This is a genomic window from Actinomycetospora sp. ABD4_176, assembly GCF_056311855.1.
Window position 1 is genome coordinate 1,056,436 of sequence record NZ_CM149974.1, and the last position, 21,932, is coordinate 1,078,367.

Annotated in this window: 21 protein-coding genes; 2 read left to right on the forward strand and 19 right to left on the reverse strand. The window is 74.5% G+C overall.

All coding sequences use genetic code 11. The features are described from left to right. Position 1: 1 nt before the first annotated feature. The 18 genes from ACYX4T_RS05180 to ACYX4T_RS05265 all read right to left on the reverse strand — a co-directional run bounded on the left by ACYX4T_RS05180 (position 2) and on the right by ACYX4T_RS05265 (position 18,894). Positions 2 to 874, reverse strand: coding sequence for an ABC transporter permease (locus tag ACYX4T_RS05180; protein WP_476013505.1), 873 nt, complete (start codon positions 872 to 874; stop codon positions 2 to 4). 3 nt (positions 875 to 877) lie between these two features. Next, a complete protein-coding gene (locus ACYX4T_RS05185; RefSeq protein WP_476013506.1) occupies positions 878 to 1,771 on the reverse strand; it encodes an ABC transporter ATP-binding protein in 894 nt (297 codons plus the stop codon). Between the two features lie 59 nt (positions 1,772 to 1,830). Further along, entirely contained in the window at positions 1,831 to 2,874 is a 1,044-nt protein-coding gene (locus tag ACYX4T_RS05190; RefSeq protein WP_476013507.1) for an ABC transporter substrate-binding protein, read from the reverse strand. Then, the gene (locus ACYX4T_RS05195; protein WP_476013508.1) at positions 2,871 to 4,007 is read right to left on the reverse strand and encodes an amidohydrolase family protein; all 1,137 of its coding nucleotides are present in this window, start codon (positions 4,005 to 4,007) and stop codon (positions 2,871 to 2,873) included. The genes ACYX4T_RS05190 and ACYX4T_RS05195 overlap by 4 nt, the downstream gene beginning before the upstream one ends. Then, complete coding sequence (locus tag ACYX4T_RS05200; protein ID WP_476013509.1) at positions 4,004 to 5,131, reverse strand: amidohydrolase family protein; 1,128 nt, start codon at positions 5,129 to 5,131, stop codon at positions 4,004 to 4,006. The genes ACYX4T_RS05195 and ACYX4T_RS05200 overlap by 4 nt, the downstream gene beginning before the upstream one ends. Then, positions 5,128 to 5,604 carry a Rieske (2Fe-2S) protein gene (locus ACYX4T_RS05205; protein ID WP_476013510.1) on the reverse strand — a complete coding sequence of 159 codons (477 nt, stop codon included), beginning with the start codon at positions 5,602 to 5,604 and terminating at the stop codon, positions 5,128 to 5,130. The genes ACYX4T_RS05200 and ACYX4T_RS05205 overlap by 4 nt, the downstream gene beginning before the upstream one ends. Then, positions 5,601 to 6,104, reverse strand: a complete 504-nt coding sequence (locus ACYX4T_RS05210; protein ID WP_476013511.1) for an aconitase X swivel domain-containing protein — start codon at positions 6,102 to 6,104, stop codon at positions 5,601 to 5,603. The genes ACYX4T_RS05205 and ACYX4T_RS05210 overlap by 4 nt, the downstream gene beginning before the upstream one ends. Further along, positions 6,101 to 7,381: an aconitase X gene (locus ACYX4T_RS05215; protein ID WP_476013512.1), complete on the reverse strand. Its 1,281-nt coding sequence runs from the start codon at positions 7,379 to 7,381 to the stop codon at positions 6,101 to 6,103. Before ACYX4T_RS05215 ends, ACYX4T_RS05210 begins: the two co-directional genes overlap by 4 nt. 10 nt (positions 7,382 to 7,391) lie before the next feature. After that, a complete protein-coding gene (locus tag ACYX4T_RS05220; protein ID WP_476013513.1) occupies positions 7,392 to 8,708 on the reverse strand; it encodes an FAD-dependent oxidoreductase in 1,317 nt (438 codons plus the stop codon). A gap of 99 nt (positions 8,709 to 8,807) precedes the next feature. Next, positions 8,808 to 9,764 (reverse strand): LysR family transcriptional regulator, encoded by a 957-nt coding sequence (locus tag ACYX4T_RS05225; RefSeq protein WP_476013514.1) that lies wholly within the window; start codon positions 9,762 to 9,764, stop codon positions 8,808 to 8,810. An 84-nt stretch (positions 9,765 to 9,848) separates the two neighbouring features. Further along, the gene (prcA, locus tag ACYX4T_RS05230) at positions 9,849 to 10,727 is read right to left on the reverse strand and encodes a proteasome subunit alpha (RefSeq protein ID WP_476013515.1); all 879 of its coding nucleotides are present in this window, start codon (positions 10,725 to 10,727) and stop codon (positions 9,849 to 9,851) included. A 63-nt stretch (positions 10,728 to 10,790) separates the two neighbouring features. Continuing rightward, entirely contained in the window at positions 10,791 to 11,636 is an 846-nt protein-coding gene (gene prcB, locus ACYX4T_RS05235) for a proteasome subunit beta (protein WP_476013516.1), read from the reverse strand. 158 nt (positions 11,637 to 11,794) lie between these two features. Then, on the reverse strand, positions 11,795 to 11,989 hold the full coding sequence (locus ACYX4T_RS05240; protein WP_116710823.1) for a ubiquitin-like protein Pup: 195 nt from the start codon (positions 11,987 to 11,989) through the stop codon (positions 11,795 to 11,797). 84 nt (positions 11,990 to 12,073) lie between these two features. Beyond that, entirely contained in the window at positions 12,074 to 13,591 is a 1,518-nt protein-coding gene (gene dop / locus ACYX4T_RS05245) for a depupylase/deamidase Dop (protein WP_476013517.1), read from the reverse strand. Positions 13,592 to 13,601: 10 nt separating this feature from the next. Further along, complete coding sequence (locus tag ACYX4T_RS05250) at positions 13,602 to 14,825, reverse strand: multidrug effflux MFS transporter (protein ID WP_476013518.1); 1,224 nt, start codon at positions 14,823 to 14,825, stop codon at positions 13,602 to 13,604. After that, entirely contained in the window at positions 14,822 to 16,057 is a 1,236-nt protein-coding gene (locus tag ACYX4T_RS05255; RefSeq protein WP_476013519.1) for an esterase/lipase family protein, read from the reverse strand. The genes ACYX4T_RS05250 and ACYX4T_RS05255 overlap by 4 nt, the downstream gene beginning before the upstream one ends. Before the next feature lie 37 nt (positions 16,058 to 16,094). Then, the gene (gene arc, locus ACYX4T_RS05260) at positions 16,095 to 17,909 is read right to left on the reverse strand and encodes a proteasome ATPase (protein WP_476013520.1); all 1,815 of its coding nucleotides are present in this window, start codon (positions 17,907 to 17,909) and stop codon (positions 16,095 to 16,097) included. 157 nt (positions 17,910 to 18,066) lie between these two features. Continuing rightward, positions 18,067 to 18,894, reverse strand: a complete 828-nt coding sequence (locus tag ACYX4T_RS05265) for a tRNA (adenine-N1)-methyltransferase (RefSeq protein WP_476015186.1) — start codon at positions 18,892 to 18,894, stop codon at positions 18,067 to 18,069. A gap of 381 nt (positions 18,895 to 19,275) precedes the next feature. On the opposite strand from ACYX4T_RS05265, the gene ACYX4T_RS05270 reads away from it, so the two are divergent. Further along, a complete protein-coding gene (locus ACYX4T_RS05270) occupies positions 19,276 to 20,184 on the forward strand; it encodes a RecB family exonuclease (RefSeq protein WP_476013521.1) in 909 nt (302 codons plus the stop codon). Beyond that, positions 20,181 to 20,993, forward strand: a complete 813-nt coding sequence (locus ACYX4T_RS05275) for a thioesterase family protein (RefSeq protein ID WP_476013522.1) — start codon at positions 20,181 to 20,183, stop codon at positions 20,991 to 20,993. The genes ACYX4T_RS05270 and ACYX4T_RS05275 overlap by 4 nt, the downstream gene beginning before the upstream one ends. Before the next feature lie 24 nt (positions 20,994 to 21,017). Here the strand turns inward: ACYX4T_RS05275 and hisG are convergent, their stop codons facing one another. After that, positions 21,018 to 21,914, reverse strand: a complete 897-nt coding sequence (gene hisG, locus ACYX4T_RS05280) for an ATP phosphoribosyltransferase (RefSeq protein WP_476013523.1) — start codon at positions 21,912 to 21,914, stop codon at positions 21,018 to 21,020. Positions 21,915 to 21,932: the final 18 nt, after the last annotated feature.

Sequence of the window (21,932 nt, forward strand, 5' to 3'; positions counted from 1 at the left end):
GTCAGACCCCGGCGCGGACCGAGTCGTGCCAGGGGATGACGAGCTTCTTCACCGTCGTCACCGCGACGTAGAGCAGCGAGCCCAGCACCGCCAGCAGGACGATCACGGCGAACAGCCGGGGCGCGTCGAGGGCGTTGAGGCTCGACACGACGAGGTAGCCGAGGCCCTGGCTGCCGCCGAGGTACTCGCCGACGATCGCGCCGATCACGGAGAACACGATGGCGACCTCGGCCCCCGCGAAGACGTAGGGCAGCGTCGTCGGCAGCTCCATGTCCCGGAACGTCGCCCACCGGCTCGCACCGAGGCCCCGCATGACGTCGCGGTGGCCGCGGTCCACCGAGCGCACCCCCAGCATCACGTTGAGCATGATCGGGAAGAACGCCAGCAGCGCCGCCATGATGATCTTCGAGGTCGGGCCGAACCCGAACCAGATGACGAAGATCGGCACGAAGGCCACCTTCGGCACCACCTGCAGGGCGACCAGCGCCGGCTGGACCGCGCGCTGCAGCCACGCGATGCGCCCGAGGGTCGCGCCGACCGCGACCCCGACCACCAGCGCGATGCCGAAGCCGGCGAGCACCTCGAGCAGCGTGATGCCGATGTGGCTCGCGATCTCGGGGTCGGCGAACAGGTCGCCGAGCGCCCCGACGACCGCCGCGGGCGCGGGGAGGATGAACTCCGAGACGCCGACCACGGACACCGCGAACTGCCAGACCCCGAGCAGCGCGACCAGCATCAGCGGCCCGCTGACCCAGGGCAGCCGCCGCATCCAGGGCGACTCGCCCTCGGCCGGGGTGGCGTCCGTGTCGACGGCGCGCGGCGGCGGGGCGCCGCCGGTGCGGGTGTCGGTGTCCCGGTCCAGTGAGGTCGTCACCGTTCAGTCCTCCTCGTCCAGCTGACGACGCAGCCCGACGACGAGCTCGCCGAACTCCGCGGTGGCCTCGACCTCGACGGTGCGGGGCCGGGGCAGGTCGATCGGGGTGACCGACCGGATGCGCCCGGGCCGGGGGGTGAGCAGCACGACGCGGTCGGCGAGGAACACCGCCTCGCTGATCGAGTGGGTCACGAACACCACGGTCGTCCCCGAGACGGCGTGGATGTGCTGCAGCTCGAGGTTCATCCGGTCGCGGGTCATGGCGTCCAGCGCGCCGAACGGCTCGTCCATGAGCAGCACCGACGGGTCGCACGCCAGCGCCCGCGCGATCGCCGCCCGCTGGCGCATCCCGCCGGAGAGCTCGCGGGGGTACGAGTCCTCGAACCCGGTGAGGCCGACGGTCGCGCACAGCTCGGTCGCCCGGGCCCGTCGCGCCGCCTTCCCGACCCCGCGCAGCTTGAGCGGCAGCGCGACGTTGTCGACCACCGTGAACCACGGGAAGAGGTTGGCCTCCTGGAAGACGAGGCCGAACTCCGCGAACACCGCGTCGTCGCGGCGCCCCGCCACCCACGCGGGCCGCTCCCCCGCCTCCACCGTGCCCGCGGTCGGCGCGAGCAGGCCCGAGAGCACCCGCAGCAGCGTCGTCTTGCCGCAGCCCGAGCGCCCGACCAGCGAGACGAACTCGCCCCGGCCCACCTCGAGGTCGATGTCCGACAGGGCGTGCACGTCCCCGCGCCGCGTCGTGTAGGTCTTGTCGACGCCCGCGACCCGCAGCCCGACGGCCCGCGCGTCGCCGGGGCGGTCCGTGTCGGGCCCGTCGAACTCGTCGGGGCCGGCGGGCCCTGCGGTGGTCGGTGGTGGTGTCCGGGTCGCCGTGGGGGTCTGCTGCGTCGTCATCGCCGCCTCCTTGCCTGGTGCGGTGGGTGCGGTGGGTGTTCGGTCGGCATCGGTGCGGGTCAGGACGGCGCCGCGGGCGCGAGCGTGGTGTCGAGCCAGCGGTTCGGGTCGAGGCCCGCGGGCAGCTGCCCGACCCCGACGATCTCGCCGTAGGTCTGCTGCCAGCGCTGCGGCGAGATGCCCATGAGGCTCTCGCCGGCGGTGTAGGAGTCGACGTAGGCCGCGAGCGCGAGGCGGGCGGTCTCCGGGTCGCGCAGCGCCGGCACCTGGTACTTCCCGCCGATCGCGGCCATCGTCCCGGCGAAGCCGTTGGCCTCGTCGGCGACGATGAACCGAGCCGCGTCGTCGATCGCGGCGAGGTAGCGGCGCAGCTTGTCCTGCTCGGCGGGGTCCCGGGCGGTCTGCGCCGAGGTCGCGTAGATCTGCGAGCCCGCCGTGATCGACTGGTTGGGGTCGAGGACGACGGCCTGGGGCCGTGTGCGCTGGAGCAGCACCGCGGTGTCGAGCGAGACCATGTAGCCGTCGATGCGGCCGGCGGTGAGCAGGTCGAACACGCCGGGCGCGAGCCCGACCACCTGGCGGCGGACCTCGGCCGGGGGCACGCCGGCCGAGGCGGCGAGCAGGTCGAGGGTGATGGAGCTCGTCCCGCCCTCCGACGGGGTCCCGATGAGCTTGCCGCGCAGCCGGGCGGGCTGGGTGATCGGGTCGTCGTTCGCCGAGACCACCCGGATCGTGCCGCGGTGGATGACCTCGCCGACCCCGACGAGCGGCGCCTGGCGGTTCCCGGCCGCGATCATGGTCTCGATGTCGCCGATGCGGCTGATCTCCGCCGACCCCGCCAGCAGCGTCTGGATCGCCGGCGCGGAGCCCTGGGTGGCCTCGAACGTGACCTCCAGCCCGCGTGCGGCGAAGAACCCGCGGGTGTCCGCGATGAGCTCGGGCGCGTAGGACAGCGACTCGATCGGCAGGATGTTGAGGAACGTCATCCGCTGCCGGCCGTCGTCGGTGGTGTCGCCCTCCCCGCAGCCGACCAGCACCGCGCAGGCGACGAGCAGGCCGGCCAGCACGCGCACCCACGGTCGGCGGCTTCGGGTGGTGGTCATCGGGGGGCCTCCTCGCGACGGTGCGATCGGGGGGTGGACGAGCCGGTGCCGGGCGTGCGGCGGAGCAGGAACTCCTCCGCGGTCCCGGCGAGGACCGCGGCCCGCTCGCCGGGGCCGAGCGCCGCGAGCAGACGGGCGGTGCCGTCGCCGTGGACGTGGGGGTGGTCGCCGCCGTACATGACGAGCCGGGCCGCGCCGATCACCTCGAGCGCGTCGGCGAGCTCGCCGGGGTCGGTCGGCAGGTGGGCCGGGCTACTGGTGAACCGCACCTGTTCGTGCAGGTACGACGACGGCGGGCGGCGCACCCACGGCACCTCGCGCCAGATGCCCTTCCACTCCTTGTCCAGGCGCCAGAGCAGCGGCGGCAGCCAGGAGAACCCGCACTCGGCGACGACCACGCGCAGGCCGGGCAGCCGGTCGAGGACGCCCTCGACGACGAGGCTCGTCAGCTGGGCCTGGGCGAGGTGGCCCTGGGAGAGGTAGTCGGCGAGGTAGGTGTGGGTGAACCCGGTGGGCGTGGCCGCGCTCCCCGCCCGGCCCCACGCGTGCAGGGTCACCGCGAGCCCGACCTCGGCCGCGGCCTCGAGCACGGGCAGGAAGCGGCGGTGCCCGTAGCGGTGGTCGTGGCCGCGGACCGGGAGCAGCACCTGGACGAACCGCGGGTCGTCGGCGCGGCGATGGATCTCCGCGACGGCCGCCTCCGGGTCGCCGGACGGGACCGCGACGCCGCCGCGCAGCCGGTCGTCGCGGTCGAGGAAGTGCTCGACGACCCAGTCGTTGAGCGCCCCGCACAGCGCCGCGTCGTAGTAGGGGTTGCGGCTGACGTCGAACGCCGAGGTGGCGCTGAGCACCGCCGTGCGCACCGGCACCCCGCCCGGGGCAGGCACGTCGAGCACCTGCTCGCGCAGCGTCGCCACGTCCGCCGGGGCGGGGCCGTCGACCGCGCCGGGCGGGTAGGCGCCCGCCTGGGCGGGGTCGAGGCGCAGGGCGGCGCCCTCGGCGTAGTCGCGCCAGAACGGCGCGAGGTAGGGCATCAGCGCGTCCAGCGACGCGGGGGCCACGTGGGTGTCGGTGTCGACGGCGCCGCCCACACCGCCCACCCCGTCCGCGCCCTCCACACCACCGGCCGTCACGACGTTCCCTCCGGCAGCTCGAGGCCGTAGAGCGCCGCGCCGGTGCGGGCCATCATCGGCCGGCGCAGGTCGGCGGGGAGGACGCGCAGCGCCGTCACCGGGTCGTCGAAGTCCCAGTGCGGGTAGTCCGACGCGAAGAGGATCCGCTCGGACAGCCCGCTCTGGCGGATCGTGACCGCGAGGTGCTCGAGGTTCTCCGGCTCGTCGATCGGCTGCGTGGTGAACCAGCACCGCTCGCGCACGACCTCCGAGGGCGGGCGCTGCAGCCACGGCACGTCGTCGCGGAAGCGCTCCCAGCCTTCGTCGAGCCCCCAGAGCATCGACGGCACCCAGGTCAGCCCGCCCTCGACGAGCACGAGGCGCAGGTCCGGCACGGCGTCGAGCACGCCGCCGGCGACGAGCGTGGTCAGCGCCATCGCCATCGCGTTGCCGTACCAGCCGTGCTGCTCGAGGTAGAACGACGGCCACCCGTCGCCGCGGTGGCCCTCGGTGCCGCCGAGGTGCATCCCGATCGGCAGGCCGGCCTCGGCCGCGGCGGCGAGCACCGGGCGGTACTTGGCGTCGGTCAGGGGCAGGTGCGTGCCGCTGGGGAAGAGGACCTGCACGAACCGCGGGTCGCCGGCGCGACGCTCGATCTCGGCGATCGCCTGCTCGGGCGACTCGTGGGCGAGGCAGATGCTGGCGCGCAGCCGCGGCTCGGGGTCGAGGAAGTCGGCGACGAGGACGTCGTTGAGCGCCCGGCACAGGGCGGCGGCGAAGTCCGGCTCCTCGGCGCCCCAGGTGTGCCCCTGCAGCGGGATGAGCACGCCGGCGAGGACGTCGTAGGGGTCGAGCAGCTGCTCGCGCAGCATCCCGAGGTCGCTGCCCGGGGGCCCGGAGGCGGGGTGGGAGTCCGCGCGCATCCCCCCGTTGCGGGTCCGCGGGTAGATCGCGGGCGGCGGGGCCCCGCGCACGCCGAAGCGCTCGTAGCGGCGCCGCCACGGCTCGGGCAGCTCGCGGGCCAGGCGCTGCGGCGTCACCGCGGGGTGGATGTCGGCGTCGACCACGGGCGTGCGGGACGCGCGGCGCGGGCGGGCCCCGGCGGTGGCGGCGGTGGCGGCGGTGCCGGGCAGGGTGTCGGTCACGGTGTCTCCTCCACCCCGGGGGCCGGGGCTGATCGACGTGCGGAGGTGTCGACGACGACGACGCGGTCCTCCACGGTCACCGCGTAGGTGTCCGCGACGTAGGGGCCGGGGACGCGGCCGGTCACGGGGTCGGGCGTGGGGTCGCCGGGCAGCACCTCGGCGGGGTAGCTGCGCACCGGCGCCTCCCCCGGGCCGAGGAACGACTGGCCGGTGGTGACGTCGTACTCCCAGCCGTGCCAGGGGCAGGCCACGAAGAGCCGGTCGTGGTCGAGCGCGACCTCGCCGGGGGCGCCGGCGGTGGCGAGCGGCGCGACGCGTCCCCGGCACAGCGGCCCGCCCTGGTGGGGGCAGTGGTCGGCCAGCGCGTAGTACTCGTCGCCGACGCGGAACACCCCGATCGAGCGCCGCCCGACCTGCACGACGCGGTGCTCGCCGGGCGCGAGCTCGTCGGCGCGCATCACCGCGATCCTCATCGGTCCTCCCCCGCTGTCGCGTCGGTCCCGGCCGTCCCTGCCGTCCCGGCCGTCGGGTCCGGGCGGTCGAGCAGCTCGACGGTCCCGGCCGTCGCGTCGAGCCGGATGCGGTCGCCGGTGCGCAGGACCGCGACCGGGTCGTCGTCGAGGTCGGCGAGCGCGGGCACGCGGGTGACCACCGCCCCGAGCGCCGCCTTCGTCGTCGTGACCGCGAAGACCATGCCGATCGGCGCGGTGCCCAGCAGGCGCGTGGTCTGGAAGAAGCCCGACCAGCCCGAGGAGCCCTTCGCGCCGGGGAAAACGAGGATCTTCCCCGTGAAGCACACCCCGGCCAGGGGGTGGCGGGCCTCGATGATCGTGCCGGCGGCGGGGTCGATGCCGCCCCATCCGGAGATCGTCTCCGGGGAGACGAGGGCCTCGCCGGTGACGACGCCGGGGACGACGGTGCGCCCGCGCAGGACGACGCCGGCCCGGGTCCCGGGGCGCCGGAGGTCGGTCATCGCAGCTCACCCCGCCAGCGGCCGGTCACCGCGGCGTCGACGCACTCCGCGGTGGTGCCGAACCACGCCTCGATCCCGAGGATCGCCGGCAGGTAGTGCGCCTGCTTGGCCGAGTCGGTGGCGAACACCCGGGTGCCGACCGGCGCGGTGCGCGACATCGCCGGGCACGAGTCGGTGAGCACCCGCCCGCCGGCGGCCTCGATGACCGCGGTGTAGCCGGAGCGCTCGGCGACGGCGGCCAGCGCCCGCGGTGCCATGATCCAGAGCTCGGTGCCGTCGGCGAGGTGGCGGCCCTCGAGGGCGCGGGCGGCGTCGCGGATCTGGTCCAGCGAGGCGTGCGGGCAGCCGAGCAGCACGAAGTCGACGTCCTCGCCGGTGCCGCGGTCGTTGAGCCGCTCGTAGGCCGCGCGGCGCTCGGCCGCGCCGAAGACGACGTCCTCGCGCGGCGGCCGCCCCCCGAAGGCCGCCTCGGTGCTCGTCGCCTCCGGCGTGACGCCGGGGACGTGGTACATCTCCACCCCGCCCGACGAGGCCGCGGCCGCTCCGAAGTGCTTGAGGTCGGTGAGGTCGGGCAGGGCGAGGTCGCCGGTGACGACGGGGCGGCCCTCCTGCACGGCGTCGCCCACGGCGTAGCCGAGCAGACCCCAGTCGAGGAAGCTCGCGACCGGGGTCTCGACGCGGACGTGGTGGGTGCCGAGGCGCTCGTCGTCACGGTGGTTGCCCCAGCACGGGATGCGCCCGGTGAGGCTCGCCGCACCGGTCGAGGCGCCGCCCTCGCAGTTGGTCCGGGCACCGAGCACGCTGTTGGCGTAGACGACCGCCGAGGACTCCATCCACGCGCAGTGCTCGCCGCGCACCGGCAGGTTGCCGACCTGGTAGGGCGTGCAGGTGGCGAGCACCGAGACCCCGCGGGCGCCGACGAACGCCTCGCCGTCGTCCTGCAGCGCCACCATCTCGGGGGCGTAGGGGACGACGCCGACCGCGTCGCGGCCGAAGCCGTGCTGGAGCTGGCAGGTCGGCACCGCCATCGGCGGGATCGGCAGCGTCTCGTCGGCGTCGAGGTTGATCAGCGAGAACGCGCGGTCCCAGCCGCCCTCGGCGACCAGGCGGGCCTTCACCGGCGAGGGCTGGGTCGTGGTGCCCGCGACGTTGCGGACGTCGCACAGGCGCTCGGCGTCCAGGGCCTCGCCGTAGCGGACCAGCAGGTCCATCGCGGCCGCCACCGCCGGGCCCTCGTCGCCGTCGCGCAGGCGGCGGTCGTCGTCGGTGAGGATCATGTCCGTCGCCTCAGCCCTCGACGTTGGGCCGGATGCGGTCGGTGAGCTCCGCGGTCCGGCGGGTGGGGACGTCGTGGACGGTGCCGTCGGGGCCGACGAGGTCGAGGACGTGCGCCGCGGCGTGGCCCATCGCCGCGCACGGGCCCATCACCCGCACGCTCGACAGGGCGGCGGCGTCCCCGTCGACGCAGCGGCCGGCGACCAGCAGGTTCGCCGTGTCCGGCGGCGTCATCGCGCGCAGCGGGACGTAGTGCAGGTGGTCGGGCCCGAAGGTCTCCCACACGTAGCCGGACGGGGTGTCGTGCAGCTCGATGGGCCAGGCGGTGCGGGCCACCGCGTCGGGGAAGCGGGTGCCGGCGCGGACCTCGTCGACGGTGAGCTGGTGGACCCCGGCGACCCAGCGGGTCTGGCGGCGGCCGGGCAGGCCGTAGGAGCGGACCGACGCCTTGCCGAACACCTCGGGGAACTCGGCGCGCAGGAACGCCACCACCCGGTCGGCCTGCGCCTTGCCCTCGAGCTGCGCCTCGGCGGCCGCGATCGGGTCGAGCGGGGCCTCGATGTGGGTCATGTTGAGCACCGCGGTGCCGCGGCCCGGGAAGTAGAACGCGAGGCCGTCGTGGCGGCGCAGCCCGTACTCGGCGGCCTTGGCCGCGACGCGCGCCGCGAGGTCCGCCGGCTCGGGCGGGTCGGACTCGTCGAGGTGCTCGACGACCAGCTGCTGGCTGCCGTAGATCTCCCGCTCGGGCAGCCGGCAGGGCAGGCCCGCGGCCCAGCACAGGGCGGCGTCGCCGCTGGCGTCGACGAAGCCGTGGGCCCGGACGTCGACGGCGCCGTAGCGGGTGGCGAACCGGGCGCCGAGGACCCGGTCACCCTCGCGGTCGACGCCCACCAGCGACGCGCCGGTGAGCACCTTGATGCCGAGCTCGCGGACGGTGTCCTCCACCCAGCGCCCGAGCCGCACCTCGTCGTAGCCGACGGTGATGGTGTGGCCGACGCGGTAGAAGATGTCCCCGCTCGCCCCGAGGTCGGTGAAGATGTCGTCGAGCAGGCCGTAGGTGAGCCGGCGGTGCTCCGGCGCGTTGCCGAAGGCCCCGCAGAACAGGCCGATCAGCGAGTTCACCATCTGCCCGCCGAGCACCGGCAGCGCGTCCACGAGCACGACGTCGCGGCCGAGGCGCGCCGACTCCACGGCGGCGGAGAGCCCGGCGATCCCGGCCCCGACGACGCAGACGTCGGCGTCGACCCGGTGCTCGGCGGGGTCGGCGGGGTGCAGGAGCGCATCCCGCACGACGGTGCGGACCGGGAGGTCGGTGAGCGGGTGCGGCATGCGTCACACGCTAGGAAGGGACGGGTCGCGCGTGGAAATAGCGATTCGCGCTGCCTCACCATCAACCGCGTTGATGGTGAGGTGGTGGCGGGCGACGGGTCAGACGCCGGCGCCCAGCTCGACGAGGAGCTCGCGCAGCCACCGGTGGGCGGGGTCGCCGTCGAGGTCGGCGTGCCACCAGAACCGTTCCCGGATCTCCGCCGCGGCCGGGGCGCGCTCCGAGGCCGGGGCCTCGCGCACCACGAGCCCGAGCCGTGGCGCGACCTCCCGAGCGAGCCGCTCCTGCACCAGCGCCACCCGGTCGGTGCCGGCCACGAGGTGGGGCACCGCGAGGTAGCTCTCCACGCGCACCCGGGTCTCGGGCTCGATCCCGAGGCGGGCGAGCTCGCGGGTCATCGGCACCGCCGTCGAGAACCCGCGGTCGGGCGCGAACGGCACCACCCAGGGCAGCGCGGCCAGCACGGCCGGCGTGAGCTCGTCGCCGGCGGCGGGGTGCCCGGCGTCGAGCAGGAGCACCCAGCGGTCGCGGAACAGCTCGACCGAGCGCAGGTCAGGGCGGTCGAAGCGCGGCGACGGCGGCGCCACCACCCCGTCGATCAGCCGGCTCGTCTCGGCGATGTCGGCGGTGAAGGCCTCCCGCACCAGCCGCAGCCGCAGCTCCACCCCGGGCGCGCGGGCCGCGAGCGCCGAGGAGAGCGCGGTCCCGAGCACCGCGATCGTGTAGTCGGCGAGCAGGAGCGTGAAGCCGCGGCGGGTCGTGGCGGGGTCGAACTGCCGCCCGGTGCCGAAGAGCCGTTCCGCGGCCGCGCACACGCCCTCGACCTGCTCGGCGAGCTGCGCGGCCAGCGGGGTGAGCACGTAGCTCCCGTGGTGCCGGGTGAGCAGCTCGTCGTCGAAGTGGCGGCGCAGCCGGGAGAGCGCGGCGCTCGCCGCCGGCTGCGTCACCCCGACCCGCGCGGCCGCCCGCGTCACGTTCCGCTCGCGCAGGAGCTCGCGCAGCGACACCAGCAGGTTGAGGTCGAGGTTCGCCAGGTGTGACGACGACGGTGTCCGCACCCGCCCCAGCGTGGTGTCCGGGGCGCGTGCCGTGGAAGGCCATCCGCGGCATCGATACCGCGGCGGCCGCCCCGACCCTCGCCGTCAGGCCTGCGGGTCGGCCCCGCCCGCGCCCGAGACCTCGTCGCCGGCGCCGGTGTCGGTGCTCCCGGCGGCGTCCGCCGCCGGGTCCGACGACTCCGACGACTCCGACGACTCCGCCGTCCCGCTGCCGGGCAGCAGCTCGGCGAGGGCCGCCCCGGTGACGCGGCGGAACGCGCGGCGGGGGCGGCGGGCCCGGTCGAGCACGGCGACCTCGAGGGCGTCGACGCCGAGGGCCTCGGCGGAGGACGAGGACGAGGACGAGGACGACGAGGAGGAGCCGGACGACGACGAGGAGCCCGACGAGGACCCGTTCGCCGACTGGAGCGCCTCGAGCGCGATGCGCAGGGCGTCGCGCATCTCGAGGTCGGCCTCGTAGGAGCTCCGCAGCGCGGCGCTGATCGGCTCGGTGGTGCCGCCCATGACCACGAAGCGGGGCTCGTCGGAGATCGACCCGTCGTAGGTGATGCGGAAGAGCTTGTCGCGCTCGGGGTTCTCGCCGACCTCGGCGACGCAGAGCTCGACCTCGAACGGCTTCTGCTGCTCGATGAAGCTCGCGCCGAGGATCTGGGCGTAGGCGTTGGCCAGCGAGCGCCCGGAGACGTCGCGCCGGTCGTAGGAGTAGCCGCGGACGTCGGCGAAGCGAATGCCGGCGGTGCGCAGGTTCTCGAACTCGTTGTACCGGCCGACGGCGGCGAACCCGATCGCGTCGTAGATCTCGGAGACCTTGCGCAGCGAGTTCGACCGGTTCTCCGCCACGAACAGCACGCCGCCGGCGAAGGTCAGGACGACGACGCTGCGGCCCCGCGCGATGCCCTTGCGCGCGAGGTCCGAGCGGTCGCGCATCAGCTGGTCGACCGACGCGTAGAACGGCATCGTCATGGCGGGGAGCGCTCCTGGGTCTGGGTCTCGGGTGGGACTCGAGTGAGGTGGGTGACGGCCGGGTCAGCCGCCGGGACGCTCGCGGCGCCCGGCGACGACGGCGTCGGCGACCGTGCCGACCTCGTCGTCGGAGAGCATCGTCGCGCCCTCGGCGTCGATCGTCACGACCACCGGGTTGATGCCGCGGATGGTGTCGGGCCCGCCGGTGGCGGAGTCGTCGTCGGCGGCGTCGTAGAGCGCCTCGACGAGGGTGCGCACGACGTCGTCGCGCGATCCCTGCGGGTCGTGGCGCTTCTTCAGCGCCGACTTGGCGAACAGCGACCCGGAGCCGACCCCGGCGTAGTGGGTCTCCTCGCTGCGGGTGCCGACGACGTCGTAGGAGATGATCCGTCCGGCGCGGGCCGGGTCGGCGGCGTCGACGTCGAACCCGACGAACAGCGGGACGAACGACAGGCCCTGCATCGCGGCGCCGAGGTTGCCCCGCACCATGCCGGCGAGCTTGTTCGCCTTGCCGTCGAAGGTCAGCGGGACGCCCTCGAGCTTCTCGTAGTGCTGCAGCTCGACGGTGAACAGGCGCACGGCCTCGACGGCCATCCCCGCGGTGCCCGCGATGCCCGCCGCCGACCAGTCGTCGGTGATGAACACCTTCTGCATGTCGCGCGAGGAGATGAGGTTGCCCATCGTCGCTCGCCGGTCACCGGCGATGGCGACGCCGCCGGAGAACGTCGCGGCCACGATCGTCGTGCCGTGCGCGGCGGTGCCGGTCCCGGACGGAGCGGCCTGCTCGGCCGTCACCGGCCGGGCGCTCGCCCCGGGCAGCAGGTCGGGCCGGACCTCGCGCAGGAAGTCGACGAACGAGGCCGTCCCCGCGTGGAAGTAGGCCGGGGGCAGGGCCGACGAGGGCTCCATCGGTGGGGCGCTCCTGAGCAGTCGGGTCGGGGGTGGAGGGAGTGCGGGACGGGCGTCCGGGTGGGTGATGGAACGCCGCCCCCGGGCCCGGCGGACCGGGCCGCGGGGGCGGCGGGGTGTCTGTGGGGCCGAACGGAGGCGCGCCTCCGGCCGGGAGGTTACTGGCCGCCCTTCTGGACGTACGCGCGGACGAAGTCCTCCGCGTTCTCCTCGAGCACGTCGTCGATCTCGTCGAGGATCGTGTCGACGTCCTCACCGAGCTTCTCGCGGCGCTCCTGGCCGGCGGCGGTGGTGTCCTCGCCGCCCTCGCCGTCGTCGCCCCCGCCCTGCCGCTGGGTCTGTTCCTGCGCCATGGCTGCCTCCCGGGTCTCGGTACTGCGCCGTGAACACTACCGATCGTCCGGGCGGTGCGCCCGTGTCGCGCGGCCGTCCGCGCGCTATCCCCGTGTGAGGGCCTCCACCAGCGCGGTGGCGTCGGCGGAGTTGTCGATGAGCTCCCCGACGTGCCCGCGGGTGCCGCGCAGGGGCTCGAGGGTGGGGATGCGAACGAGCGACTCGCGACCCAGGTCGAAGATCACCGAGTCCCAGGACGCCGCGGCCACCTCGGCCGGGTAGCGCTCGAGGCACCGGCCCCGGAAGTAGGCGCGGGTGTCCTCCGGCGGCTTCGTCACCGCCGCGCGGACCTCGTCCTCGGTGACCAGGCGCTTGATCGACCCGCGGGTCACCAGCCGGTTGTAGAGGCCCTTGGCCTGCCGCACGTCGGCGTACTGCAGGTCGATGAGGTGCAGCTTCGGCGAGTCCCAGGGCAGGTTGTCGCGCTGCTGGTAGCTCTGCAGCAGGTTCAGCTTGGCGACCCAGTCGAGGCGGTCGGCGCAGCGCAGCGGGTCGGTGTCGAGGTCGTCGAGGACCTCCTGCCAGGTGTCGAGCACCTCGCGGGTCATCGGGTCGATCTCCCCGTCGCCCGTGGTCTCCTCGTGCTTCCAGGCGCGCTCGAGGTAGGCGCGCTGGATGTCGAGCGCGGTCATCTTCCGGCCGTCGGAGAGGTCGACCAGCGTCTTCAGCGTCGGGTCGTGGCTGATGCGGTGCACCGAGCGCACGGGCTCGAGCAGGCGCAGGTCGTCGAACCGGACGCCGGCCTCGATCATCGAGAGCACCAGCGCGGTGGTGCCGACCTTGAGGAACGTCGAGTACTCCGCGAGCGTCGCGTCGCCGATGATGACGTGCAGGCGCCGGTACTTGTCGGCGTCGGCGTGCGGCTCGTCGCGCGTGTTGATGATGCCGCGCTTGAGCGTGGTCTCCAGCCCGACCTCGACCTCGATGTAGTCGGCGCGCTGCGAGAGCTGGAAGCCCGGCTCGTCGCCCGACGGTCCGAGCCCGACGCGACCCGCACCGACCACGACCTGGCGCGACGCGAAGAACGGCGTCAGGCCCGTGATGATGGTCGGGAACGGCGTCTGGCGGGCGCAGAGGTAGTTCTCGTGGGAGCCGTAGCTCGCGCCCTTGTTGTCGATGTTGTTCTTGTAGAGCTGGATGCGCGGCGTGCCGGGCACGGTGGCGGCGCGCTCGGCGGCGTCCTCCATCACCCGCTCCCCCGCCTTGTCCCAGATCACGGCGTCGCGCGGGGTGGTGACCTCGGGTGCGGAGAACTCCGGGTGCGCGTGGTCGACGTAGAGCCGCGCGCCGTTGGTGAGGATGACGTTGGCGGCGCCCAGGTCGTCGAGGTCGCCGGCGTCGGGCGGCGGGCCGGCGCTCGGGCCCAGGTCGAAGCCCCGGGCGTCGCGCAGCGGCGACTCGACCTCGTAGTCCCAGCGGGCGCGGCGGGCGCGCGGGACGTCGGCGGCCGCCGCGTAGGCCAGGACGATCTGCGTGGAGGTGATCACCGGGTTCGCCGCCGGGTCGCCGGGCACGGAGATGCCGTACTCGATCTCGGTGCCCATGATGCGCCGCGCCGTCATGCCCCCGACCTTATGCGTGCTCGGCGTCCGCGGCCCGTTCCGGGCGGGCGCCCCGCCACAGGATGCCGAAGACCACGGCCGCGAGCACCACCGCGCCCGCCATCGTCGCCGCCATCGGCACCGCGGTGCGCCCGCCCGCGAGGCCCACCAGCGGCGCCGTCCCGGCACCGACGAGGAACTGCGCGGTCCCGAGCAGGGCCGAGGCGCTGCCGGCGTGCTCGGGGTGGTCGGCGAGGGTCAGGGTCGTGGCGCTGGGCAGGACGAGCCCGACCCCGACGACGGTGACGACGAGCCCCGTGAGGATCCCGGCGAGCCCGGCCCCGGCCAGCGCCGACCCCAGGAGCACCCCCGTCCCCACCACGGCGACACCGAGCCCGACGACGAGCAGGCGCTGCGGGCGCACCTTCCCCGCTCCCACGAGCCGTCCCGCGACCTGCACCGACGTCACGATCGCCACCGAGTTGGCCGCGAACACCCCGGAGAACCCCTGCGGCGAGAGCCCGTAGAGATCCTGCAGCACGAAGGTCGAGCCCGAGATGTAGGCGAACATCGCCGAGAACGTCAGCCCCGCGGCCAGCACGCACGCCACCACCCGGCGGTCGCCCAGGAGCACGCGGAACGAGGCGATCGTGGCGGCCGCGCTGCCCGCCCGGCGCCGCGACGCCGGCAGCGACTCCCGCACGAGCGCGAGCACCGCCACCCCGGTCAGCACGCCGTAGACCGCGAGGACCACGAACACCCCGCGCCAGCTCGTCACCCGCAGCAGCTGCCCGCCGAGCACCGGTGCCACGATCGGCGCCACGCCCGAGACCAGCATCAACGTCGCGAAGGAGCGCGCCGACGTCGTCGCGTCGCTGGTGTCGCGCACCACCGCCCGCGCCACCACGATCCCCACGGCGCCGAGCAGCCCCTGCGCGAGCCGCAGCGCGACGAGCACCTCCACGCTCGGCGCCACCGCGCACAGCACCGACGCGACCGCGAACCCCGCCGCCCCGATCAGCATCGGACGCCGGCGGCCCAGCACGTCGGACAGCGGGCCCGCGATCAGCTGCCCGAGCGCGAGGCCGACCAGGCACGAGGTCAGCGAGAGCTGGGCGACCGACGGCGTCGTCGCGAGGTCGCCCGTCAGCGCCGGCAGCGCGGGCAGGTAGGTGTCGAGGCTCAGCGGCGCCGCGGCGGTCAGCGCGCCGAGGACGACGAGACGCGCGCGGTGCCCGGGTTCGGGCCCGCTCACGAGGCGGGCTCGTCCTCCGCCGTCAGCCACCGCATGAGGTGGTCGTGGACGTCCGGGTCGTTGAGCAGGTGGAAGTGGTGCGACGAGGTCAGCGGCTCGACGTCGGCGACGGCGCCGCCGGCGGAGTCGACGGGCACCAGCAGGTCGCCCAGCGCGTCGGCGAGCGGGTGGTGCGCCGAGCTCGTGACGCAGGCGGCCACGGCGTGGTGCGACGCGTGGGCGAGCAGCGGCACCTCGGTGTCCGACACCCCCGCGACGAGGTCGCGGATGCCCGCCGAGCGCCGGTCCAGGAACTCCCCCCAGGCGCGCGAGCGCGACCACCGCGACAGTTGCGTGGCGAGCTGGTCGACGCGGTGGGCCAGCGGCGCCCCGCGGTGGGGCGAGCCGAGATAGATCATCCGGCGCACGGCGGCGACCCACGGCTGGCCCGTCCGCACGGCGTGGTGGCACGCGTGGCGCAGCACCAGCCCGCCCATGGAGTGCCCGACGAGGTCGAGGCGCGCGACCTCCTCGGGCCAGCGCCGCCACAGGTCGGTGAGCAGCAGCGACAGCGCGGCCCCGTTGTCGGCGATGGGCAGCCCGCTGTTGTAGCGCAGCAGCAGCGGCGTCGCGCCGGTGGCCGACGCGACCCGCTCGGCGTAGCCCTCCCCCGCGCTGGCCTCGCCGTAGAGCCGCCAGGCGTGTTCGGTCTCGCCCAGGCCGTGGACGAAGAGCACGAGGCGGCGCAGGTCGCGCTCGGGGTGGTCGGCGACCACGGCGCGCAGCGCCTCGGGGTCACCGGGCAGCTCGGCGTGCGGGTCGTCGTCGGCGACCGTCGCCGTGTAGAGCGTCATCGGCACGGCGAGGTCGTTGTCGAGGGCGACCATGTGGTCGCCGACCAGCCCGTTGACGGCCCCGGTGAGCACGGCGCCCGTGGGCGTGCCGGTGACCGGGCGCCAGTCGCCGGGGCGGGCCAGGGCGGCCGCGGCGCCGACCCCCCGCCCCGCGAGGTGGGAGATGCCGCGCACGGCCGCGTAGACGCCGGTCGAGATGCCGTCGTGCACCACCTGCACCGGCCTCGACGCCGGGCCGAGCCCGACCCGGCGCAGCACGCCGAACACGGTGCCCGAGATCGCCTCGTGGGTGCCCTGCACCGGGCGCGAGATGATGTCGACGGCCTCCGACGCCACACCGGCCGCCCCGCGGACCTCGTTGCGGTCCGGGCGGGACGGCCGGGGTGACTCGTCGCTCATGACTGCACGGTACCCACTGTCACAGGTACCGGCCCGATCAGAGGTACTGACCGGTGTTCGACGCGGTGTCGATCTCCTTGCCCTGCGTCGCACCCTTGCCGGTGACCAGCGTGCGGATGTAGACGATCCGCTCGCCCTTCTTGCCCGAGATGCGGGCCCAGTCGTCCGGGTTGGTGGTGTTCGGCAGGTCCTCGGACTCGGCGAACTCGTCGACGACCGCGTCCAGCAGGTGCTGCACGCGCAGGCCGGGCTGCGAGCTCTCCAGCTCCGACTTGATCGCCGACTTCTTCGCCCGCCCGACGATGTTCTCGATGACCGCGCCGGAGTTGAAGTCCTTGAAGTACAGGACCTCCTTGTCCCCGTTGGCGTAGGTGACCTCGAGGAACCGGTTGTCGTCGGTCTCGGCGTACATCCGCTCGACGACCCGCTCGATCATGCCCTCGAGGCACGCCGCGCGGTTGCCGCCGAACTCGTCGATGTCGTCCTCGTGCAGCGGCAGCCCGTCGATCAGGTACTTCGAGAAGATGTCCTGCGCCGCCTCGGCGTCCGGACGCTCGATCTTGATCTTCACGTCGAGCCGGCCCGGCCGCAGGATCGCGGGGTCGATCATGTCCTCGCGGTTCGAGGCGCCGATGACGATGACGTTCTCGAGCCCCTCGACGCCGTCGATCTCGCTGAGCAGCTGCGGGACGATCGTCGTCTCGACGTCGCTCGAGACACCCGAACCACGGGTGCGGAAGATCGAGTCCATCTCGTCGAAGAACACGATGACCGGCGTGCCCTCGGACGCCTTCTCGCGCGCCCGCTGGAAGATCATCCGGATGTGCCGCTCGGTCTCGCCGACGAACTTGTTGAGCAGCTCCGGGCCCTTGATGTTGAGGAAGTGCGCCTTGACGTCGCGGCTGTCCTCGCCGCGGGTCTCGGCGACCTTCTTCGCCAGGGAGTTCGCCACCGCCTTCGCGATGAGCGTCTTCCCGCAGCCGGGCGGGCCGTAGAGCAGCACGCCCTTGGGCGGGCGCAGCTGGTAGGTCCGGAACAGGTCCGCGTGCAGGAACGGCAGCTCCACCGCGTCGCGGATGGAGTCGATCTGCCGCGAGAGCCCGCCGATGTCGGTGTAGGCGACGTCGGGGACCTCCTCGAGGACGAGCTCCTCGACCTCGGCCTTCGGCACCTTCTCGTACGCGTAGCCGACGCGGGTGTCGACCATGAGCGAGTCGCCGGCCTTGAGCTCGGGCGCGTCGGCGTCGAGCAGCGAGTCGGCCAGGTGGACGATCCGTTCCTCGTCCGCGTTCCCGATGATCAGGGCGCGGTTGCGCGTGCCGTCCTCCTCGGTGAGGACCTCGCGCAGCGCGACCACCTCGCCGATGCGCTCGTACGAGCCCGCCTCGACGACGGTGAGCGCCTCGTTGAGCCGCAGGGACTGCCCGCGGGTCAGGTCGGCGATCTCCACCGCGGGCGACACCGCCACGCGCATCCGGCGGCCGGAGGTGAACACGTCGACCGTGGAGTCGTCGTGCGCCTCGAGGAACGTGCCGTAGCTCGACGGCGGCTGCGCGAGCCGGTCGACCTCCTCGCGGAGGGCCACGAGCTGCGCGCGGGCCTCCTTGAGGGTCTCCGTGAGCTTGTCGTTCCGCTCCGTCAGCTGCGCGACGCGCTGCTGCGCCTCGCCCAGCCGCTGCTCCAGGATGCGCGCGTGCCGCGGGGATTCGGTCAGCTTGCGACGCAACAGCGCCACCTCGTCCTCGAGGAAGCGCACCTGTGCTGCCATGTCCGCCGGGCCACGGTCGTGTCCGCGGTCCCGGCCGGTGTCTGCCCTGTCGGATCGGCCCCTGGGGTCGTCGTCAGTCGTCACGGCGCCCTCCTCCGCTACTCCGTGGCTAGAACCGTACCCGCGAATCGAGGTGTCCGTGGAGTAGCGTCCCGGTGACGGAGTTCTCACGAACCCCCCTTGCGTCACGTCACCGAGGGTGATTCCTCCTGCACCTCAGGGGCCTGTTGACCACGGAGGGTCAGCCTCGGCTGGGTCGACGCTGGACGCGGGGCGGGGTGACGCCGTCGGCGAGTCGCCGGGCGGTCAGCAGGAAGGCCGTGTGGGCGATCATCCGGTGCTCCGGGCGCACGGCCAGCCCGACGCTGTGCCACGGGCGCACCATCGCCTCCCAGGCCTGCGGCTCGGTCCAGCACGCCTGCTCGCGCAGGGCCTCGGTCAGCGTCGAGAGCTGCGTCGTCGTCGCCACGTAGCCCACCAGCACCCCGCCGGGGACCAGCGTGTCGCGCACGACCGGCAGCACCTCCCACGGCGCGACCATGTCGAGCACGATCCGGTCCGCGGTCTCGGCGGGGTCGTGGTCGGCGAGGTCGGCGACACGCAGGTCCCAGTTCTCCGGGTGCTCGCCGAAGAAGCGCTCGACGTTCTGCTCGGCGTGCTCGGCGTGGTCGGCGCGGACCTCGTAGGAGCGCACGTGCCCGGCCGGCCCGACCGCCCGCAGCAGGCTGCACGTCAGCGCGCCCGACCCGGCGCCGGCCTCGAGCACCCGCGCGCCCGGGAAGACGTCGCCCCACATGACGATCTGCGCGGCGTCCTTCGGGTAGATCACCTGCGCGCCGCGCGGCATGGCGAGCACGTAGTCGGGCAGCAGGGGGCGCAGGGCGAGGTAGGGCGTGTTCGCGGCGGAGTGCACGACGCTGCCCTCGGGGGCCCCGATGAGCTTGTCGTGGGCGATCGCGCCCCGGTGGGTGTGGTAGCTCTGGCCGCGCTCGAGCACGAGGCTGAAGTGCCGGCCCTTCGGGTCGGTGAGCTGCACCCGGTCGCCGGCCCGGAACGGGCCGCTGCGCACGGGGTCGCGCTCCTCGTCCTCGACGGGTCCCTCGGCGTCCGTGGGGACCTCTGCGGCGTCCGCGCCCGTGTCGTCGACGGCGGCGACCGCCTCGTCGGCCCGGGCCTCCTCGCTCTGCACGGCGAGCCACCCTAGGCACCGGCTCCCTGCGGGCGGCGGCGTGGGTCGGCGCTCTCCCCGTCGATCTCGCGAGGGTGTCGTGGCTGTCGCCGGCGCGGCGACCGTGGCGGCACTCCGGGGAGATCGTTCCGGAGAGGTCGTCGCGGCGAGGGGCACGGTCGGCAGGGCGACGAGCCTCTCGATCATGCGCAGCGTGCCCCTCGCGCCCCCACCTCGCCGAACCGCCCGGGCCTGTCGGTGGCGTGATCTAGCCTCACGGCCGTGGGCACGGAGACGGCGACGCAGGTCGGGGTGGAGGCCGAGGCCCCGCCGCGCCCGCCCGCGCTCTCGCCGTCCCGGGCCGTCGACTTCCGGCGCTGTGCGCTGCTCTACCGCTTCCGCGCGGTCGACCGGCTGCCCGAGACGCCCTCGCCCGGCGCGCTGCGGGGCACCGTGGTGCACGCCGTGCTCGAGCGCCTCCACGCCCTCGATCCGGCGGAGCGCCGCCCCGGGGCCGCGCGGGAGCTCGCCGCCGAGGTGCTCGACGCCCTCGACCCCGCCGAGCGGGCGCTCCTCGGCGCGGAGCCCGGCGTCGAGGGGCTGCTCGCGCGCTACTTCGCCCTCGAGGACCCGCGCACCGTCACCTCCGAGGCCCGCGAGCTGCGTGTCGAGGCGGAGCTCGCCGGAGACGGAGCCGGTGTCCCGCTGCGCGGCTACCTCGACCGGCTCGACACCGGGCCGGGCGGGCTCACCGTCGTCGACTACAAGTCCGGGCCGGCGCCGTCGGTGCACGCCGAGGGGCGGACGCTGTTCGGCGTGCGCTTCTACGCGCTGCTGCTCGCGCGGACGCGCGGCGTGGTGCCGACGCTGCGGCTGCTCCACCTCGCCGACACCACGACGCTGACCCTGCGGCCCACCGCCGGCGAGCTCGACCGCTTCGCCCGGGTGCTCGCCGCGGTCTGGGCCGCGATCACCCGGGCCGCGCCCACCGGGGACTTCCGTCCGAACCCCGGCGCCGGCTGCACCTGGTGCCCGTTCCGCGACCGCTGCCCCGCGCAGGGCGGCACGCCCCCGCCCTACCCGGGGTGGCCCGGGGGCGCGCCCGCGACGGTCACGGCCCCCGCTCCCCTGCCCGTGCCCCGCCCCCGCTCCGCCGAGCCCTCCGGACCGACCGTGGGAGACGCCCCGTGACCGCGCTCGTGACCGAGCCCTTCTTCCGCCTCCTGCCGCCCGCCGCGGACGACCCGCCGGGCGCGCAGCGGGTGCTCGCCACCGGCTCCACCGCCGGCCCCTGGTTCCCCGACGGCCAGCACATGGGCCCGCCGAGCGCGCTGCTGGTCCGCGCGCTGGAGCGGTGCGCGCCGCGCGAGGAGATGCTGCTCTCGCGCCTGACCGTCGAGGTCCTGGGCCGGGTGCCGATGGGCGAGCTCACGGTCTCCGCGCGCGTCGAGCGGGCCGGGCGCACCATCGAGCTCGTCGTCGCCGAGCTCGCCGCCGCCGGTCGGACGGTGGCGCGGGCCGCGGGCTGGCGCCTGGGCGTCACCGACACCGCGGCGGCCGCCACCGCACCCGGCCCGTCGATGCCCGGCCCCGGGGAGGGCCGCGCGATACCGAGCCCGGCGGGCTGGCTGCCCGGCTACCTCGACGCCATCGACTGGCGCTGGCTGTCCGGCCACCTCGGCGAGTCCGGGCCGGGGCGGGCGTGGGGGCGGCTGCGGGTGCCGGTCGTCGAGGGCGAGGAGCCGACGCCGTGGCAGCGGCTCGCCTCGATCGCCGACTCCACGAACGGCGCCGCCGCGCGCCTCGACCTCAACGACTGGCTGTTCGTCAACACCGACCTGACGCTGCACGTCCACCGCGCCCCGCGGGGCGAGTGGATCGGGCTCGACGCCGACAGCGTCATCGGCCCCGAGGGCCTCGGCACGGCGTTCTCGGTGCTGCACGACGAGCACGGCCCGGTGGGCCGGGCCGCGCAGGCGCTGACGGTCCGACCCCGGTGAGGGGCCGGACCGTCGGGGCGTCGGTCAGCGGTTGCCGTTGCCCGCGCCGATGGCGCGGCACGACTGCAGCGACGAGGTGACGATGCCCGTGGCGCCGAGGTCGGCGAGCTCGTCCATGATGTCGTTGACCCGCTTGCGCTCGACCATGGAGCGGACCGCGACGAACTTCTCGTTCGACAGCGGCGCGACGGTCGGCGACTCGATGCCCGGCGTCAGCTCGACGGCGCGGTCCTGCAGGTCGCGCGGGCAGTCGTAGTCGAGCATGACGTAGCGGCGGGCGTAGACGACGCCGCGCAGGCGCTCGACGAACCGCGACTTCGCCCGCTCGGTCTCCGCCGAGTCGGGCACCTGGTCGAACTTGGCGTTGCGGTCGATGATCACCGCTTCCGACTCGGTGATCGGGTCCCCGATGGTGACCAGGCCGTGCTGGGCGAGCGTGCGCCCCGAGCTGACGACGTCGGCGATGGCGTCGGCCACCTGCAGCTCGATCGAGATCTCGACCGCCCCGTCGAGGCGGATGACGTCCTTCGCCGCGATGCGCTGCTGGGCCAGGTTGGCCCGGACGAGCCGCGGGTACGACGTCGCGATCCGCTTGCCGGCGAGGTCCTGGATGGTCCACTCGTTGCGTGCGGGCGCGGCGTAGCGGAACTTCGACTGCCCGAACCCGAGTCGGAGCAGCTGGTTGACCGAGGCGCTGGACTCCTCGGTCAGGTCGTGCCCGGTGATGCCCAGGTGCAGCTGACCCTCGGAGACGTAGGTCGCGATGTCCTTCGGCCGCAGGTAGAAGAACGTGACCCCGTTGGCCTCGTCGTGCAGGCTCAGGTCGCGGCTGTCCGTCCGTTGCCGGTAGCCGGCGTCGCGCAGCATCGTCGACGCCTCCTCCGACAGGGATCCCTTGTTGGGAACGGCGACGCGGAGCATGGGTCCTTCTCCTCCCGA

Bases quoted from the DNA above. Each gene is read 5' to 3' on its own strand.
- ACYX4T_RS05255 (WP_476013519.1), bottom strand. From the start codon at position 16,057: ATGAGCGACGAGTCACCCCGGCCGTCCCGCCCGGACCGCAACGAGGTC.
- ACYX4T_RS05220 (WP_476013513.1), bottom strand. From the start codon at position 8,708: ATGCCGCACCCGCTCACCGACCTCCCGGTCCGCACCGTCGTGCGGGAT.
- ACYX4T_RS05190 (WP_476013507.1), bottom strand. From the start codon at position 2,874: ATGACCACCACCCGAAGCCGCCGACCGTGGGTGCGCGTGCTGGCCGGC.
- dop (WP_476013517.1), bottom strand. From the start codon at position 13,591: ATGACGGCGCGGCGCATCATGGGCACCGAGATCGAGTACGGCATCTCC.
- prcA (WP_476013515.1), bottom strand. From the start codon at position 10,727: ATGACGATGCCGTTCTACGCGTCGGTCGACCAGCTGATGCGCGACCGC.
- hisG (WP_476013523.1), bottom strand. From the start codon at position 21,914: ATGCTCCGCGTCGCCGTTCCCAACAAGGGATCCCTGTCGGAGGAGGCG.
- ACYX4T_RS05205 (WP_476013510.1), bottom strand. From the start codon at position 5,604: ATGAGGATCGCGGTGATGCGCGCCGACGAGCTCGCGCCCGGCGAGCAC.
- ACYX4T_RS05185 (WP_476013506.1), bottom strand. From the start codon at position 1,771: ATGACGACGCAGCAGACCCCCACGGCGACCCGGACACCACCACCGACC.
- ACYX4T_RS05215 (WP_476013512.1), bottom strand. From the start codon at position 7,381: ATGATCCTCACCGACGACGACCGCCGCCTGCGCGACGGCGACGAGGGC.
- prcB (WP_476013516.1), bottom strand. From the start codon at position 11,636: ATGGAGCCCTCGTCGGCCCTGCCCCCGGCCTACTTCCACGCGGGGACG.
- ACYX4T_RS05240 (WP_116710823.1), bottom strand. From the start codon at position 11,989: ATGGCGCAGGAACAGACCCAGCGGCAGGGCGGGGGCGACGACGGCGAG.
- ACYX4T_RS05210 (WP_476013511.1), bottom strand. From the start codon at position 6,104: ATGACCGACCTCCGGCGCCCCGGGACCCGGGCCGGCGTCGTCCTGCGC.